This window comes from Janthinobacterium sp. TND4EL3 (assembly GCF_900156175.1).
Classification (GTDB): domain Bacteria; phylum Pseudomonadota; class Gammaproteobacteria; order Burkholderiales; family Burkholderiaceae_D; genus Janthinobacterium.
Map to the genome: position 1 here is coordinate 75,127 of NZ_FTMV01000002.1, position 15,195 is coordinate 90,321.

General features: G+C 63.5%; 16 protein-coding genes. 6 read left to right on the plus strand and 10 right to left on the minus strand.

The window, feature by feature from the left end; genetic code table 11:
• Positions 1-29 precede the first annotated feature (29 nt).
• Complete coding sequence (locus BXA07_RS03920) at positions 30-2,807, plus strand: M16 family metallopeptidase (protein ID WP_076565823.1); 2,778 nt, start codon at positions 30-32, stop codon at positions 2,805-2,807.
• 34 nt (positions 2,808-2,841) lie between these two features.
• On the opposite strand, the gene BXA07_RS03925 is transcribed toward BXA07_RS03920, so the two are convergent.
• The 5 genes from BXA07_RS03925 to BXA07_RS03945 form a co-directional block, all read right to left on the minus strand.
• Entirely contained in the window at positions 2,842-3,306 is a 465-nt protein-coding gene (locus BXA07_RS03925; RefSeq protein WP_076565825.1) for a hypothetical protein, read from the minus strand.
• Positions 3,306-5,129 (minus strand): DNA helicase RecQ, encoded by a 1,824-nt coding sequence (gene recQ / locus BXA07_RS03930; RefSeq protein ID WP_076565827.1) that lies wholly within the window; start codon positions 5,127-5,129, stop codon positions 3,306-3,308. The genes BXA07_RS03925 and recQ overlap by 1 nt, the downstream gene beginning before the upstream one ends.
• Positions 5,130-5,135: 6 nt before the next feature.
• Positions 5,136-5,981: an undecaprenyl-diphosphate phosphatase gene (locus BXA07_RS03935; RefSeq protein WP_076565829.1), complete on the minus strand. Its 846-nt coding sequence runs from the start codon at positions 5,979-5,981 to the stop codon at positions 5,136-5,138.
• Between the two features lie 156 nt (positions 5,982-6,137).
• Complete coding sequence (locus BXA07_RS03940) at positions 6,138-7,286, minus strand: MFS transporter (RefSeq protein WP_076565831.1); 1,149 nt, start codon at positions 7,284-7,286, stop codon at positions 6,138-6,140.
• Positions 7,287-7,319: 33 nt separating this feature from the next.
• Positions 7,320-8,090 carry a DeoR/GlpR family DNA-binding transcription regulator gene (locus BXA07_RS03945; RefSeq protein WP_076565833.1) on the minus strand — a complete coding sequence of 257 codons (771 nt, stop codon included), beginning with the start codon at positions 8,088-8,090 and terminating at the stop codon, positions 7,320-7,322.
• A 147-nt stretch (positions 8,091-8,237) separates the two neighbouring features.
• Between BXA07_RS03945 and BXA07_RS03950 the strand changes: the two genes are divergently transcribed.
• Positions 8,238-8,486, plus strand: a complete 249-nt coding sequence (locus BXA07_RS03950) for a hypothetical protein (protein WP_139335420.1) — start codon at positions 8,238-8,240, stop codon at positions 8,484-8,486.
• A 26-nt stretch (positions 8,487-8,512) separates the two neighbouring features.
• On the opposite strand, the gene BXA07_RS03955 is transcribed toward BXA07_RS03950, so the two are convergent.
• The 3 genes from BXA07_RS03955 to BXA07_RS31050 form a co-directional block, all read right to left on the minus strand.
• Positions 8,513-8,788 (minus strand): YkgJ family cysteine cluster protein, encoded by a 276-nt coding sequence (locus tag BXA07_RS03955; protein ID WP_076565837.1) that lies wholly within the window; start codon positions 8,786-8,788, stop codon positions 8,513-8,515.
• 99 nt (positions 8,789-8,887) lie between these two features.
• The gene (locus tag BXA07_RS03960; protein ID WP_076565838.1) at positions 8,888-9,757 is read right to left on the minus strand and encodes a head GIN domain-containing protein; all 870 of its coding nucleotides are present in this window, start codon (positions 9,755-9,757) and stop codon (positions 8,888-8,890) included.
• Positions 9,758-9,767: 10 nt separating this feature from the next.
• Positions 9,768-9,977: a hypothetical protein gene (locus BXA07_RS31050; protein ID WP_212592268.1), complete on the minus strand. Its 210-nt coding sequence runs from the start codon at positions 9,975-9,977 to the stop codon at positions 9,768-9,770.
• A gap of 315 nt (positions 9,978-10,292) precedes the next feature.
• Here BXA07_RS31050 and BXA07_RS03965 point away from each other — a divergent pair, with 315 nt between their 5' ends.
• The 4 genes from BXA07_RS03965 (at position 10,293) to BXA07_RS03980 (ending at position 13,584) form a co-directional block, all read left to right on the plus strand.
• Positions 10,293-10,943, plus strand: coding sequence for a TetR/AcrR family transcriptional regulator (locus BXA07_RS03965; RefSeq protein ID WP_076565840.1), 651 nt, complete (start codon positions 10,293-10,295; stop codon positions 10,941-10,943).
• Positions 10,944-11,112: 169 nt separating this feature from the next.
• Entirely contained in the window at positions 11,113-11,763 is a 651-nt protein-coding gene (locus BXA07_RS03970; protein ID WP_076565841.1) for a protein-L-isoaspartate O-methyltransferase family protein, read from the plus strand.
• Between the two features lie 13 nt (positions 11,764-11,776).
• Positions 11,777-12,100 (plus strand): rhodanese-like domain-containing protein, encoded by a 324-nt coding sequence (locus tag BXA07_RS03975; protein ID WP_076565844.1) that lies wholly within the window; start codon positions 11,777-11,779, stop codon positions 12,098-12,100.
• A 143-nt stretch (positions 12,101-12,243) separates the two neighbouring features.
• A complete protein-coding gene (locus BXA07_RS03980; protein WP_076565846.1) occupies positions 12,244-13,584 on the plus strand; it encodes a TolC family outer membrane protein in 1,341 nt (446 codons plus the stop codon).
• Positions 13,585-13,640: 56 nt separating this feature from the next.
• Here BXA07_RS03980 and BXA07_RS03985 read toward each other — a convergent pair whose 3' ends face one another.
• Both BXA07_RS03985 and BXA07_RS03990 read right to left on the minus strand, forming a co-directional pair.
• Positions 13,641-14,609 (minus strand): IS1595 family transposase, encoded by a 969-nt coding sequence (locus BXA07_RS03985; RefSeq protein WP_076565847.1) that lies wholly within the window; start codon positions 14,607-14,609, stop codon positions 13,641-13,643.
• Positions 14,610-14,721: 112 nt separating this feature from the next.
• A complete protein-coding gene (locus BXA07_RS03990) occupies positions 14,722-15,189 on the minus strand; it encodes a DMT family transporter (RefSeq protein ID WP_076565849.1) in 468 nt (155 codons plus the stop codon).
• Between the last annotated feature and the right edge of the window lie 6 nt (positions 15,190-15,195).

Below are 15,195 nucleotides of genomic sequence, written 5' to 3' on the forward strand. Positions count from 1 at the left end.
ATGCGAAGTTTTCTTTTTTCAGGAATGCAATGAAACAGAAATTGTTGATATCCCTGGCCCTTTCCGCCGCCGCGCAAATGGCCCTTCCCCTGCATGCCGCCACGCCGGCTGCATCCGCGAAGGCGGCACCGGCCGCCCAGGCGCCGTTCCAGCGCAGCAGTTTCGCGCTCAAGCAGCAGAAATTCGTCCTGAAGAACGGCCTGACCCTGATCGTCCATGAGGATCACAGCGTGCCCGTGGTGGCCGTGAACCTGTGGTACCACGTGGGTTCGCGCAACGAACAGCGTGGCAAGACGGGCTTTGCCCATCTGTTCGAGCACTTTTTCTTCAACGGGTCGGAAAATTATCCGCACGGCTTCCGCGAGGCGATGGACGACCTGGGCGCCAACAACCGCAACGGCACGACGAATGGCGACCGTACCAACTTCTATGAAGACGTGCCGGTGTCCGCGCTGGAGCGCACGCTATACCTGGAGTCGGATCGCATGGGTTACCTGGGTAACTACATCTCGAAGGAGATGCTCGAACGCGAACGGGGCGTGGTGCAGAATGAAAAACGCCAGGGAGAGAATCAGCCATACGGCCGCGTGTGGCAAGAGATCAGCGCGCAGATGTATCCGTATTCGCACCCGTATTCGTGGTCGACCATCGGCAGCATGGACGATTTGAACGCCGCTTCGCTGGACGATATCAAGCAGTGGTACCGCACCTATTATGGCCCGAACAACGCCGTCATTTCGCTGGCCGGCGACATCACGCCGGAGCGCGCTCTGGCGCTGGTGACGCAGTATTTCGGCGCCATCCCGCCGGGCCCGCCGCTGCCGCGCACGCAGAGCTGGATTCCGCGCCTGGACAGCGATATCCGCAGCGAGATGGAAGACCGCGTGCCGCAGGCGCGCATTTACCGCAGCTACCACGCGCCAGCGTTTGGCGATCCGAGCATACCTGCTCTGTCGTTGTTCGCCGATGTGCTGGCAGGCTCGAAAAGCGCGCGCCTCGAACGCCGTCTGGTGTATGAGAAAGGCCTGGCCACGTCGGTCAGCGCAGGCGTCAATGACAATGAACTGGCCGGCTCCTTCCATATTATCGTGACCGTCAAGCCGGGTGTGGCGCCGGCCGACGCCGAGCGCGAGATGGACCAGGTGCTGCAGCAATTGCTCAAGGAAGGGCCGACGGCTGTTGAACTTTCGCGCGCCAGGGCGCGCGGTTTCGCCGCTGTCGCACGGGCAAATGAGCGCCTCGGCCATCGCGCCAACCTGCTGGCCGAAAACGCCACCTTTGGCGCCACGCCGGAAGCCTACCTGGACCAGCTGGAAGCGGCGTCCAGGGTCACGCCGGAGCAGGTCAGGCGCAGCGGCATGGCATGGCTCAATGGCTACAGCCATACCCTGACCGTGAAACCGTTTTCGCAACTGGCGGCGGAGAAATCCACGCTCGACCGCAAGGTGCTGCCGGCGCTGGGTACTCCGCCTGACGTGGCGTTTCCCGCTATCGAGCGTGCGCAGCTGAAAAACGGCGTGAAGGTCGTGCTGCTGCAGCGGCATACCGCACCCATCGTCAACGTGACCCTGGCGCTCGACGCGGGCAGTGCCTCGGACAGCGCCGCCAAGGCGGGCGCCGCGTCGCTGGCCATGGATTTGCTCGACAAGGGTACGCGCACGCGCAATGCCTTCCAGCTATCCGACGCGCTCGAATCGCTGGGAGCCACCCTGTCCAGTGCTTCGCTGGCCGACCAGTCCCTGTTGCGCCTGCAGTCGACGGCCGGCAATCTGGCGCCGTCGCTGGTGCTGATGGCCGATGCTGCACTGCGCCCGGCCTTCGACGCGCAACTGTTCGCCCAGCAGAAGCAGCGCCGGCTGGCGCAGATCGGCCAGGAAAAGGCCCAGCCGACCAGCCTTGCCATGCGCATCGTGCCGGGCATCCTGTATGGCAGCGAGAATGCCTACGGCCGTCCGTCGTCGGGTTATGCCGGCAGCGTGCAGGGCCTGACGCGCGCCGACGTGGAGCAATGGCACGCCACCTGGTTCAAGCCAGGCAGCGCCACTATCATCGTCACCGGCGACACCACGCTGGCGCAACTGATGCCGGCGCTGGAAGCCTCGTTCGGCAACTGGCAGGGTGGCAGCGCGCCGGCCAAGGAAGTGGCAGTGCCGGGCCGTACGGCGGGCAAGCGCGTCTTCCTGATCGACAAACCCGACGCGCCGCAATCGACCATTGTCGCCGCGCACCTGACGCAGGTGCAGGGACAGCCGGAGGACCTGGCGATGGAACCGCTGATGCAGAACTTCGGCGGCATGGCCACCTCGCGCCTGAACCGCAACCTGCGGTTGGACAAGCACTGGAGCTACGGTACCAGCGGCATGCTGACGAATCCACGCGGCCAGCGTGCTTTCATCGTGCTGGCGCCCGTACAGACGGACAAGACGCGCGAGGCGATGCAGGAGGTGGCCAAGGAAATCCGCGGCGTGGCGGGCGCGCGACCGGTGCAGGGCGAAGAATTCAACAGCATCATGCGCAACATGACTTCGCGTCTGGCGGGCCGTTTTGAAACCCTGGCAGCACTCGACTCGGCCGCATTGACCAGCCTCAACCTGGGTTTGCCCGATACTTACTGGTCCGCTTATGCGACCAGGGTACGCGCGCTCAATGAGGCGCAACTGGCCAGCGCCGGCGCCAAGTTCGTGCAGCCCGATGAACTGGTGTGGGTGGTGATTGGCGACCTGCGCAAGATCGAGGCGGGCGTGCGCGAACTGGGCTGGGGCGAAGTGACGGTACTCGATGCCGACGGCGTGCCGCTGGCACGGTAATCGTAGCAACGGCGCCCGCAGGCGCCGTTTTTCATCATGCTGCCTGGTACAGAGATGCCGGCAGGCCGAAGAAGGATGGCGGGCCAAGCGTCGTGCCATCGAGCGAGCCGCCCGCGTTCAAGCCCTTGTTGATGGCCGACAGCAGAGAGCTGCGGTCGGCGAGATTTTTCATCAGCGCGCGCGGGCCGTTGTGGAAAGTATGCTGGGCGATATCCGCAGCGACGACAAAGATCGGTTCGCGGCGCAGGGGGAATTCCACCCACTCGCCATTCTCGTCCTGGGCGCAGAAGGTGTCGGGCAAGGTCATGTTTTCGGCGCCGGGAAGGTGGGAGGCCAGCACCAGGCCGAAGGCTTCCGGCACCACGTCGGCCAGGCGGCGCACCGTCAGGTCGTCGCCGACCAGGGCACGTACTTGCGCTTCCACCGCGTCATCTGCGTCGGGCCGGGCGCCAAGCAGTTTCACGGCCTGGTAAATCAGGTCCGGCGAGAGTGCTTCCATCAAATCATCTCCAGTATCATGGCGACGATTTCGTCGCCGTACGAGGCCAGTTTTTTCTCGCCCACGCCGCTTACCCCGCGCAATTGCTCCAGCGAGGTGGGCTTGGCCTTGGCGATTTCGCGCAGGGTGGCGTCGACGAAAATCACGTAGGCGGGCACGTTGTGCGTGCGCGCCGTTTCCACGCGCCACCAGCGCAGCTTGTCGAAGATCGCCTGTTCGCTGGTGGACAAATCCGTCTCGACATAGCCTTTCGCCACGCTGGTACTGCGCTTGCTGGTCTTCACCGGTTTCTGGTACTGGCGCAGCTGCACCTTCTGGCCGCCCTTGAGCACGGGGCGCGAGGCGTCCGTCAGTTTCAGCGAGCTGTATTGTTCATGGTCGACCGAGACGAGGCCGAGCGCGATGGCCTGGCGCAGAATCGATTTCCATTCCGCCTCGCCCAGGTCCGAGCCGATGCCGAAGACGGACAGGGAATCGTGGTGCCAGGTCTTGATGCGCTCCGATTCCACGCCGCGCAGCACGTCGATCACGTGGCCGCCGGCAAAGCGCTGGTCGACGCGGTAGATGGCCGAGAGCAGCTTTTGCACGGGCACGGTGCCGTCGAAGGACACGGGCGGCACCAGGCAGGTGTCGCAATTGCCGCATGGCGAAGCCGGCTCGCCGAAGTATTCGAGCAATCGCATGCGGCGGCAGCTGAGCGTTTCGCACAGGCCCAGCATGGCGTCGAGTTTGACGCCCAGCACGCGCTTGAAGGTGTCGTCCGCTTCCGATTCGTCGATCATGCGCCTCTGCAGCACCACGTCCTGCAAGCCGTACGCCATCCAGGCGTTGGCGGCCATGCCGTCGCGGCCCGCGCGCCCCGTTTCCTGGTAATAGCCCTCGATGCTTTTCGGCAGATCCAGGTGGGCGACGAAGCGCACGTCGGGCTTGTCGATGCCCATGCCGAAGGCGATGGTGGCGACCATGACGATGTTTTCCTCGCGCAGGAAGCGCGCCTGGTTGGCGCTGCGCTTGGCGTACTCCATGCCGGCGTGATAGGGCAGGGCGCGGATGCCGCTCTGGTTCAGAAATTCCGCCGTCTCTTCGACTTTCTTGCGCGACAGGCAGTACACGATGCCGCAGTCGCCCGCGTGTTCCGTGTTGATGAAGTCTAGCAGCTGCTTGCGGCCATTCGCCTTTTCCACGATCTGGTAGCGGATGTTCGGGCGGTCGAAGGACGAGACGAACTGGCGCGCGTCTTCCAGTTGCAGGCGCAGCGCGATTTCGGCGCGCGTCTGCGGGTCGGCCGTGGCCGTGAGCGCGATGCGCGGCACGTCCGGGAACTGCTCGTGCAGCACCGACAGCTTGATGTATTCGGGACGGAAGTCGTGGCCCCACTGGGCCACGCAATGCGCCTCGTCGATGGCGAACAGGGCGATTTTCGAGGCCTGGAACAGGTCCAGGCAGCGCTGTGTCATCAGGCGCTCGGGCGCCACGTAGACGACGTCGATGCCGCCAGTGCGCACCAGGCGCTCGATGCGGCTCGCCTCTTCGTAGGTTTGGGTGGAGTTCAGGAACGCGGCGCGCACGCCCACTTCCTCCAGCGCGTCGACCTGGTCCTGCATCAGCGCAATCAGTGGCGAGACGACGACGCCGACGCCATCGCGCAGCAGCGCCGGAATTTGATAGCACAGCGACTTGCCGCCGCCCGTGGGCATCAGCACCAGCGCGTCGCCGCCATGGCTGACATGGTCGACGATGTCGGCCTGCTGGCCGCGGAAGGCCGGGTAGCCGAAAACGGTCTGCAGCAGGTGCAGCGCGCGCTGGTTAAGATCTTGATTCATAGTGCCTTATTCTGCCCAAACAACCCAGCCGTAGTGGGCGCTGGCCAACACCAGCAAGCCAAACACGATGCGGTACCAGGCAAAGAACGTGAAGTCGTGCGAACTGATGTAGCGCAACAGCCAGCGCACGCACAGGAAGGCGGAAATGAAGGCGGCCACGGTGCCCAGGCCGAACAGGGGCACGTCGGTGGCCGACAGGATGTCGCGCGCTTTGTACAAAGAATAGGCGGTGGCGGCCAGCAACGTCGGGATGGCCAGGAAGAACGAGAATTCGGTGGCCGTCTTGCGCGACAGACCCAGCAGCATGCCGCCGATGATGGTCGAACCGGAACGGCTGGTGCCGGGAATCAGCGCGAAGGCCTGCGCGCAGCCCACTTTCAGGGCGTCAAACGGCGTCATTTCATCGACCGAGTTGACGCGCACGGTGACGGGGTTGGTGCGCGCGCGGCGCTCCACCAGCAAAATCACGATGCCGCCGATGATGAAGGCCATGGCGACCGGTACTGGCTTGAACAGCGCATGCTTGATCATCTTCCCAATCGCCAGTCCGATGACTGCCAGCGGGATGAAGGCGATGGCCACGTTCAGCACGAACTTGCGCGATTTGACCTCGGTGCTGAAGGTGGACAGCACGCTGCCGATGCGCTGGCGGTATTCCCAGCAGACGGCCAGGATGGCGCCGGCCTGGATGGCGATCTCGAAGACATCCATGACTTCTTTCGAGACATCCTTGGTAAAGTCGAGCAAGCTGCCGGCCAGGATCAGATGCCCCGTGGACGAAATCGGCAAGAATTCGGTGAAACCTTCGACCAGCCCCATGATGATGGCTTTTAACGCAAGAATGAGATCCATAGATGTATACAAGGGTGTAATTGACAGGATGGGGTGACTGCATGGCGCCAGCAATGTGCGCGGGGTCGAAGCTTACCACGCCGCAGGCCTGCGGACCTTATTTGGGCGCTGTCGGGCGGCGCTTTTTTAGCGCCGTCCGCCAGGCAGGAGGGGCGATCAGGATGCTTGTTTTGCCGGCGCCACCAGGCGCGCGCTGGCCGCCACCAGCAGCAGGGCGGCGCCCAGCATGGCGAAGGCGATATTCAGGCTGGTGGCGTGCGCCACGAAGCCGATCACGGCCGGACCGGCCAGGATGCCCGCATAGCCGATGGTGGTGATGGCTGCCACCGCCAGGCTGGCCGGCATGGCATGCTGGTTGCCCGCCGCCGTGAACAGGATGGGCACGATGTTCGCGGCACCCAGGCCGATCAGCACGAAGCCGGCCATGGCGACACCGGCGTGCGGCGCCAGCACGGCCAGGAAGAAGCCGCTGGCCGCGCACAAGCCGCCGAAAGTAAGCACACGCTTGCCGCCAAAGCGGCTGACCACCTTGTCACCCGTGAAGCGGCCTATCGTCATGGCGATGGCGAAGGCGGCGTAGCCGAGGCCACCCTTGGCTTCTTCCACGCCGCGCGTGGTGGTGAGGAACAGGGCGCTCCAGTCGAGAATCGCGCCTTCGGCGAGGAAGACGATAAAGCACAGCAGACCGATGAAAATGACGGCGCCATGCGGCATGACGAACAGCGGCGTCTTTTCGCCGGTCGCTGACGCCGTCGGCAGCAGATGGCCTTGCGCCGCGCCCAGCACGCCGCACAGCAGCAGCATCATCACCGCGCAGGACCAGGCCGGCGACAGGCCCAGCCACAGCAGCAGCGCCATGCAGGCCGCGCCGGCGAAGCCGCCCACGCTGAACAGCGCGTGAAAGCCCGACATCATCGCGCCGCCATTGGCTTTTTCGATGATCACGGCCTGGATATTGATGGCCACGTCGAAGGTGCCCATGGCCGCGCCGAAGACCAGCAGCACCAGGCCCAGTTGCAGCGGCGTGGCGGCCAGCGCCAGGCCGGGCAGGATGGCGGTCAAGAGCAGGCCGGCGGCGGCGATGACCTTGCGGCAGCCGAAGCGGGCCGTGAGCATGCCCGTAAACGGCATCGCGCACAGCGAGCCGGCGCCCAGGCACAGCAGCAGGACGCCGAGGGTGGCTTCATCGAGGCCCAGGCGCGACTTGGCGTAGGGAACCAGCGGGGCCCAGGCGGCCATGCCGAGGCCGGCGGCGAAGAAGACCAGGCGCGTGGCGCGTTGTTGCAAGGTGCCGGTGAGATGCATGGGGGAGCTTTTCAAGAGTCGGGGTGGATAAGATCAGGCGCGGGCGCGCAACACTTGCACGCCCAGCCGCTCAAAGGCGGCGGCATGCGTGGCATCGGCGTCCGCTTCCAGCACCAGGTGCTGCAGCAAGCCTGTGGCCAGCACGCCGAAGGGTGCGGCCGTGCCCAGCTTGTCGCTGGTGGCGGCCACGACGACGGCTTTGCTGGCGCCGGCGATGCTGCGCTTGAACTCGGCCTCGTCGTAATTGAATGCCGTCACGCCCGCCTCCGCATCGGCACCGCAGGCACCGAGGAAGCACAGGTCGGGATGCATGCGCTCGACCGTGCGCAGCGCCTGCGGACCGAGGCTGGCGCCCGCGCGGCGGTCGACCCTGCCACCGGCCATGATCAGCTCGATCTCGGGACGTTCCATGAGCGCCATGGCAATGGATGGGGCGTTGGTGATGACGGTGAGCGCCAACGGTGGCAGGGCGCAGGCGATGGCCAGGTTGGTCGAGCCCGCGTCGAGAAACAGCACCTGGCCGGCGCGCACGAGCGACACGGCCGCCTGCGCCAGGCGCGCCTTGCGTTCGGGCGCCGCCTGCTTGCGCTGCGTCAAGGTACCGCCGTCGGGCGCCAGCGGCAGGGCGCCGCCATACACGCGCTGGCACAGTCCGGCCGCCGCCATCTCGCGCAAGTCGCGCCGTATCGTGTCTTCCGACACATCGAGTTGGCGCGCCAGGTCCAGCGCCAGCACGCGGCCGTCGGCGTGCAATTGTTGCTGGATCAGTGCGTGGCGTTGTTTGAGGAGCAGGGTGGCGGACATGGGTATATGATGAAACGTGCATGAATGTGCATGAATATACGCAAACGTGCAAATGAAGTCAAGCGTACAGCATGGCGCCGTAAAATATTGCCGAAAAGATATAAATTCTGTTAGTGTTGTAAAAATTGGAATAAATAAAGGAATGCCATGCTGTCACGTACATCGTTGCTGGCCATTTTGCTGGGCCGTGCCATGCGCCGTCATGGATGGGGAATGCTGGGTGCGGTATTGTTGCTAAATGTCATGCACTGGATGCGCCACAGTACGCTGGACTGGAGCGATGCGCGCGACTCCCTGTTCTTGCTGTTGATCTATCTGGGCCTGGCCATGCTGTTGGAATACAAGCGCCTGCGCGACGCGGAGGAAGCTTCGGCAGCCGCCGAAGATGGCCGTTAAGCGGTAAAGATGACAGGGGCTACTGCTCAGGGTGCCGTCAGCCGTTCCAGTTCGTCCAGCCAGCGGATGGCATGTTCGCGGCTGTTGCCGCACATATCCTCGGATGGCTGCAATCCGCCGCAAAACGCGGGCCGCTCCGGCTGGCCAAAGATCTTGCAGCGGTTGTCGTCGGCCAGCTGAATGCAGCGCACGCCCGCAGGCTTGCCATCCGGCATGCCGGGAATCGGGCTGGTGATGGACGGTGCGGTGCAGCAGGCGCCGCAGGAAGGGCGGCATGCCAGGGAAACGGCGGGGGAAGGCATGGCGGCAGGCTGGAAAAGAATCTGGGGCCGACAGTATAGCAAGCCGGCCCCGATGTCACGGCTCAGATCCACTCCGAATAACCTCTTGCAACTTCACACCTAGCGCACGACGCTGATGCGCTTGCCCGACAAGGTGCGGCGCAGCGGATCGCCATGCACGGTGATGCGGCCCGAGCCGCTGGTGCGGGCATTGACTTCGCTTTGCACGGTGACGTCGATGTCGCCGGAACCATTGCTCGCCAGGTAGGCGACGTCGCTGCTCAGCGCCGCCAGGTTGATGTCGCCCGAGCCGTTGACGTTGGTGTCGAGGCGCTGCACGGCGCCGCTGGCGCTGATGTTGCCGGAGCCGTTGACTGCCACGTTGATGCGCTCACCTCTTACGTCACCCAGCTGGATACGGCCCGAGCCATTCTGCACGGCATCCGTATTGCCGCTGGCAAGGGCCGCCGCGTTGATGCTGCCCGAGCCATTGTTGGCCACGTCGAAGCGGCCTACCTTGCCGGACAGCTCGCTCTTCATCGAGCCGCGCTGCACCAGGCTGAAGTCCTGGCCGTTGAAACCACTGGCCACCAGGCGGCCCGAGCCTGAGACATTGATCTTGCTCAAGCGCGGCGTCGTGTAGATGACATGGATGCCGTTGCCGCTACGAATGTTGCTGTCACTCCAGATGCGCAGGGTATTGCCGTTCACGTCGCTGTGGATCAGCGGCTGCAGATTGCTGTCCGCCTCGATCACCAGCGAGGTCGCCGGCCCGACGCGCACGTCGATCTTGATATCGATGCGCTTCATGCTGTCGATGTCGAGTGTGTCGATGTTGCTGACCTGGCGCACGTCGCGGCTCACTTGCTCGTTGCCCTGGATGGTATGGCTCCCCGAGTCGGCATGGCGCACTTCGCCATCGCCGGGGTTGATGACGATGGCGCAACCGCCAAGGGCAAGGGCACAGCACAGGGCCAGCAGGGTACGCATGGTGTTTCCTTTATGATTGTTTTAGTGCGGAACAAGAAAAAAGCCGGCTGCCGCGCCGCGGCTGCCGTGCTGTCGATGACAAGATAGCAAAGCGCTTATCGTCGCTGAACGCCAATGCGATGAACTGCGCAAAACGGGGGCTGAACTGCGTTTTTCCTTGCCCGAGACTGTCTGCCGGCGGCGCTGCTCCAGGCGCGGCCTGCGCCAGGCGCAAGCGCATGGAGATGTCTGAGCTAAGCCGCATGAAGGGCCGCATTGTGATCCGGCGGCTTTGCGCCTTGGTATACTGTCACTGTATACCGTCGCCTATTGATGTGTCGTAATGGAAAATTTGCCTGAATTGCACGATTGAAGGCAGGCGTGGCGTCATGCTTCTGCCGCGCCGGCATGGGACGGCGTGGACGCGAAGGGTACAATGCCTGTGCTTTGTTGCAGGGTGCGAGGCCACTGCGTAGTGTCAGTGGCCCTCCGCTTGACCTTGACGGCAGACAGGTCTAATATTAATGACTCAAAAGTAAGTTACTTGGAAAGACACATGCAAGCCCCGACTGATACCAAGCCCCGCTGGGAGCGGCGCAAGGATGCCCGCCCCCAGGAATTGCTCGCCGCCGCCCTCGACCTCTTCGTCGAACGGGGCTTCGCGTCGACGCGGCTGGAAGATGTGGCCAAGCGGGCGGGTGTGTCGAAGGGCACCCTGTACCTGTACTTCGAGAATAAGCAGGAACTGTTCAAGGCCGTGGTGCGCGACAATATGGTGCAGTCGATCGGCGAGGCGGAAAACAGCATGGCCGCCTCGGAAGAGTGCAGCGCCGACTTGCTGCGCAAGGTGATGATGCAATGGTGGGAAGAGTTCGGTGCCACCAAACTGGCCGGCTTGACCAAGCTGATGATGGCCGAAGCGAACAATTTCCCGGAATTGGCGCAGTTTTACAACGAAGAAGTCGTCACGCGCGGCCATGCGCTGATCGTCAGCCTGCTGGAACGGGGCATGCAGCGCGGCGAATTCCGCCAGGTCGATCCCGTGCTGGTCAGCACCATCCTCGGCGCGCCCGTCACCATGCTGATGATGTGGACACATTCCTTCCTGCCATGCGAGGTCAAGAACATCGACCCGCTTGCCTACATGGATGCCTTTATCGACATGAGCTTGCGCAGCCTGCAGGTGGAGGCGCCCGGGAAAAGCTGACGTGCGGAGCCCGCCGCCACCGTTCAGTTGCCCCTTTTCCAAGGTTCGCCCCCTCAAATCTGCAGATCGTCGCAAATTTCCTCCATTCCCCGTCTTTATGGTTAACATGTGCTTTCAGCCAGTTCAACGATAAAATGGCGGATTATTACTTCACTTACCGAGTCCAAAGATGAATATCGAACAAGCCCGCTTCAATATGATCGAACAGCAAATCCGTCCATGGGACGTACTGGATCTCGACGTGCTGGAGTTGTTGAACGTGGTCAAGCGTGAAGATTTCGTGCCGGCCGCCTATAAAAACCTGGCCTTCGTCGACACCGAAATTCCACTGGGCGGCGGCGAATGCATGTTCACGCCGAAGCTGGAAGCACGCATTTTGCAAGATGTAGCAGTCAAGAAGCATGAAAATGTGCTGGAAATCGGCACCGGCAGCGGCTATATGGCCGCTCTGCTGGCGCACAAGGCGCGTCATGTGACGAGCGTGGAAATCGTTCCCCAATTGAAAACCCTGGCCGAACAGAACCTGGCCGCCAATGGCGTGACCAACGTGACCGTGGAACTGGGCGACGGTGCCCAGGGCTGGAGCAAGGGTGCACCGTACGACGTGATCGTCGTGTCCGGCGCCCTGTCCGTGCTGCCGGAAGCGCTGTTGCAACAAGTGAAAGTGGGCGGCCGCATCCTGGCCATCATCGGCGAAGCGCCGATCATGTCGGCGCACCTGATCACGCGCAGCTCGGACAAGGCCTACGACACGCGCAAGCTGTTTGAAACCAACGTCACGCCGCTGCAAGCCGTGGCGCCGTCGCACTTCCAGTTCTGAGGCGACCCATTCGATGGAGCATTTGAGTGCACCGCAGCTGGCCGCCTGGCTCGCTGACCCTTCGCGCCCGCGCCCTGTATTGCTGGACGTGCGCGAGCAGTGGGAGTTCGAGCTGTGCCACCTCGATGGCGCCACCCTGATGCAGATGAACTCGATTCCTGCGCGCATCGATGACCTCGATGAAGACGCCGAGATCGTCTGCATCTGCCATCACGGCATGCGCAGCATGCAAGTGGCGGCCTTCCTGGAACGCAATGGTTTTGGCAAGATCAGTAATTTGACGGGCGGCGTTCACGCCTGGGCGCTGCAAGTCGACAACGCCATGCCGAAATACTAAGTTAATTCGCAGTAGATGCACTCCCAGGCATGCCATCGGGCATGCCTGCGGAGGCCTGTACCCCGCTCACCCGGCGGGCGCAAGGCAAGCGGTAGCAGATTTTTGATTCCATCAACTTTTGACGACTCCAACGGAGAAATGCAATGCGGAAACCCCTTATCGCCGTACTGATGACCAGCGCCTTTGTCTCGATGACATCTACGCTGCCAGCGCAGGCGGCCGATCTCATCCAGGTGTACCAGCAGGCGCTGGCCAATGACGCGCAGTACGCCAGCGCGCGCGCGGCCCTGTCGGCCGGGATGGAGCGGGTTCCGCAGGGGATGGCAGGCTTGCTGCCGCAAATCTCCGCGTCGGGCAGCAATACGCGTGGCAATCAGGAACAGATTATCCAGAATAATGGCGGCAACAAGATCACCTCGCCGTCTGTCAATGTGCGCACGAACAGCTACAACCTGACCCTGGCGCAGCCGCTGTTCCGCTGGGATCGCTGGGAAACCTATCAGCAAAGCAAGCTGGCGCAGGCAATTGCGGAAGCGCAATTTGCGCAAGTCCAGCAAGACCTGATCACGCGCGTGGCGCAGGCGTATTTCGACGTGCTCAGCGCGCAGGACAACCTGGGCGCCACCCAGGCGCAGAAGGTCGCCACGACGGAGCAGCTGGCGTCGGCCAAGCGCAATTTTGAAGTCGGTACGCAAACGATTACCGACACGCACGAAGCGCAAGCGGCCTACGACCTGGTGGTGGCGCAGGAATTTGCCGCCATCAATGACTTGGCCAACAAGCGCAGCGCCCTGCAAACCATCATTGGCGAAGCGCCAACGAATCTGGCGCCGATGCGCACGGGCGTCGTCATCAGCGCGCCGGAACCGGCCGCCATCGAACCGTGGGTGTCGTCCGCCGAAGAGCAGAACTACGGCGTCGTCACGGCCCAGTTCAACGTGGAATCGGCCAAGCGCGACATCGGCCGCAACCGCGCCGGCCACTACCCGACCTTGGACCTGATCGCCAACACGGGCCATACCTACACTTCCGGTGGCGGCAATGGCAACGGGAACAACAATAACGCCATCGGCGTGCAGTGGAGCATCCCCATCTTCAGCGGCTTTGCCGTCACGAGCAAGGTGCGCGAATCGATTGCGCTGGAAAACAAGGCCCGCAACGACCTGGAGACGGCACGACGTACGGCGGCCCTGGGCGCGCGCCAGGCTTTCCTCGGCGTCAACAGCGGCCTGGCGCAAGTGAAGGCGCTGGAAGCGGCGGAAGTGTCGAGCAAATCGGCGCTGGAATCGAACCAGCTCGGCTACCAGGTGGGCGTGCGCATCAATATCGACGTCTTGAATGCACAGAAACAATTGTTCTCGACGCAGAAAGACCTGTCGAAAGCCCGCTACGACACCATCATGAACGGCTTGCGCCTGAAGGCGGCCGCCGGCACCCTGAAGGAAACGGACTTGATGCCGGTCAACGCCTTGCTCGTCAAGTAAGCGCGCTCTTGCTCTACATGAAAACCAGCACCGGCAACGGCGCTGGTTTTTTTTGGCTATGTCACCGTCAAGCGTGGGAACTCTCCCAGTGTTGCCTTCAATAATGTTTCCGGAGAGCGGATACGCCCGGCGTCCAGTATCCAGCGCCACCCCAGGTAATTCGGCAGATAACGGCTGGCCACGCCATGGAAGATGCGCAGCCATTCCCGCAAGCGGCTGTGATACGCGTTGACGTTCTGCACGTGGGCGGCGCCCTGCACGCGGATGCCGGCGTGCAAGTTGACGGCCCGGTGGCTGATGCCCGCTGCACGGGCGAAGGCGCGATAGGCGGCGTGGCCGTCGGTGACCAGCAAGACGTCCTTGTCGATCACGGGTGGCAGGCAGGCATGCAGTTGGACCTTGGTCAGCGCCCCTTTTCCCGTGACGAAATCGAGGGTTTGTCCCGTGCGGTCGCGCGCCACCAAGATGCAGACCTGTTCACTGGAAATGCCGCGCTGGCGGGCGTGGCCGCCCCGGCGGCGCGCCGGACGCGTCAGATGCCTGGATCCCTTTTCCGATTCCAGCAGATACAGCTCGTCGGCCTCGGCGATGCCGTGCAGGCACAGCGGCCGGTCCGTCCTGGCGAGCGTCAAAAACCGGTGGCGCCAGCGGAAGGCGGTGTTGCGGTGCACGTTCAGTTGTCGCGCTGCCTGGCGCACGGAAGCCGATGCCAGCAGGCAATCGGCGTAGGCTAGCCATAAGGTCTTGTGGCGCAGGCGCGCCAGCGGCGTGCCGGTGAGCGCATTGAAGGTGCGGCCGCACGGCACGCAGCGGTAGCGCTGCAGTCCGTGCGCATGGCCGTGCCGGTGCGCATGGCTGCTGTGGCAGGCGGGACAGTGTAGCCGCTGCCGGGCCACGCTTTCGACCAGTGCCACAGCGGCGTTCTGCGATCCTGCCCCGGGCAGCAGGGTGGCGCTGGCCAGACGCTGGCGACGGCTCAGTGCGGTGAACTGGGCGATGAAGGTTTTCCATTCGGCTGGCTGCATGGCAGGCTCCCGTTTGTCTAATATGTACAGTCAGACAGCCGGGGCTGGGAAAGATTCCTTGAGTTCCCCTATTTGTCGGGGACAGAGCCTTTTTTTTCGTCTGGCGGTGTTGTCACACGGCGCGGCTGTTGGCGAATTGGGTCAGCACGACCCCGGCCACCACCAGTCCCGCACCCGCCCAGTGCAGCGGAGAAATATGCTTGACGGCAAAGCCCAGCAAGCCGTAGCGGTCAATGGCCAGCGCGGCCAGCATCTGCCCGCCGATGACGGCTGCCATGAAGGGGCCGGAACCCATGCGCGGCGCCAGCATCAGCGCGGCCGTAATATAAAACACGCCGGCCGCGCCGCCGAGCCAGGACCAGCCCGGCCCGCGCACGGCGAGGTGCAAATCGGGCGCGGGCACCCGCCAGACGAGCATCACGAGCGACGCGAGCACGGCGCTGACGGCCAGCGAGGCGAGCGTGGCCCACAGCGGGTGGCCCAGGTTGCGGCCCAGCGCGGCATTTGCACCCGCCTGGAAGGGGACGACGGCGCCGGCCAGCATGGCCAGCGGGGCAAACAAGGTGATCCATCCATTCATGTGCGA

Excerpts from the sequence above, each read along its gene's own strand:
- BXA07_RS03920 (WP_076565823.1), top strand. The coding sequence starts at position 30 with ATGAAACAGAAATTGTTGATATCCCTGGCCCTTTCCGCCGCCGCGCAA.
- BXA07_RS03925 (WP_076565825.1), bottom strand. The coding sequence starts at position 3,306 with ATGGAAGCACTCTCGCCGGACCTGATTTACCAGGCCGTGAAACTGCTT.
- recQ (WP_076565827.1), bottom strand. The coding sequence starts at position 5,129 with ATGAATCAAGATCTTAACCAGCGCGCGCTGCACCTGCTGCAGACCGTT.
- BXA07_RS03935 (WP_076565829.1), bottom strand. The coding sequence starts at position 5,981 with ATGGATCTCATTCTTGCGTTAAAAGCCATCATCATGGGGCTGGTCGAA.
- BXA07_RS03940 (WP_076565831.1), bottom strand. The coding sequence starts at position 7,286 with ATGCATCTCACCGGCACCTTGCAACAACGCGCCACGCGCCTGGTCTTC.
- BXA07_RS03945 (WP_076565833.1), bottom strand. The coding sequence starts at position 8,090 with ATGTCCGCCACCCTGCTCCTCAAACAACGCCACGCACTGATCCAGCAA.
- BXA07_RS03950 (WP_139335420.1), top strand. The coding sequence starts at position 8,238 with ATGCTGTCACGTACATCGTTGCTGGCCATTTTGCTGGGCCGTGCCATG.
- BXA07_RS03955 (WP_076565837.1), bottom strand. The coding sequence starts at position 8,788 with ATGCCTTCCCCCGCCGTTTCCCTGGCATGCCGCCCTTCCTGCGGCGCC.
- BXA07_RS03960 (WP_076565838.1), bottom strand. The coding sequence starts at position 9,757 with ATGCGTACCCTGCTGGCCCTGTGCTGTGCCCTTGCCCTTGGCGGTTGC.
- BXA07_RS31050 (WP_212592268.1), bottom strand. The coding sequence starts at position 9,977 with ATGCGCTTGCGCCTGGCGCAGGCCGCGCCTGGAGCAGCGCCGCCGGCA.
- BXA07_RS03965 (WP_076565840.1), top strand. The coding sequence starts at position 10,293 with ATGCAAGCCCCGACTGATACCAAGCCCCGCTGGGAGCGGCGCAAGGAT.
- BXA07_RS03970 (WP_076565841.1), top strand. The coding sequence starts at position 11,113 with ATGAATATCGAACAAGCCCGCTTCAATATGATCGAACAGCAAATCCGT.
- BXA07_RS03975 (WP_076565844.1), top strand. The coding sequence starts at position 11,777 with ATGGAGCATTTGAGTGCACCGCAGCTGGCCGCCTGGCTCGCTGACCCT.
- BXA07_RS03980 (WP_076565846.1), top strand. The coding sequence starts at position 12,244 with ATGCGGAAACCCCTTATCGCCGTACTGATGACCAGCGCCTTTGTCTCG.
- BXA07_RS03985 (WP_076565847.1), bottom strand. The coding sequence starts at position 14,609 with ATGCAGCCAGCCGAATGGAAAACCTTCATCGCCCAGTTCACCGCACTG.
- BXA07_RS03990 (WP_076565849.1), bottom strand. The coding sequence starts at position 15,189 with ATGAATGGATGGATCACCTTGTTTGCCCCGCTGGCCATGCTGGCCGGC.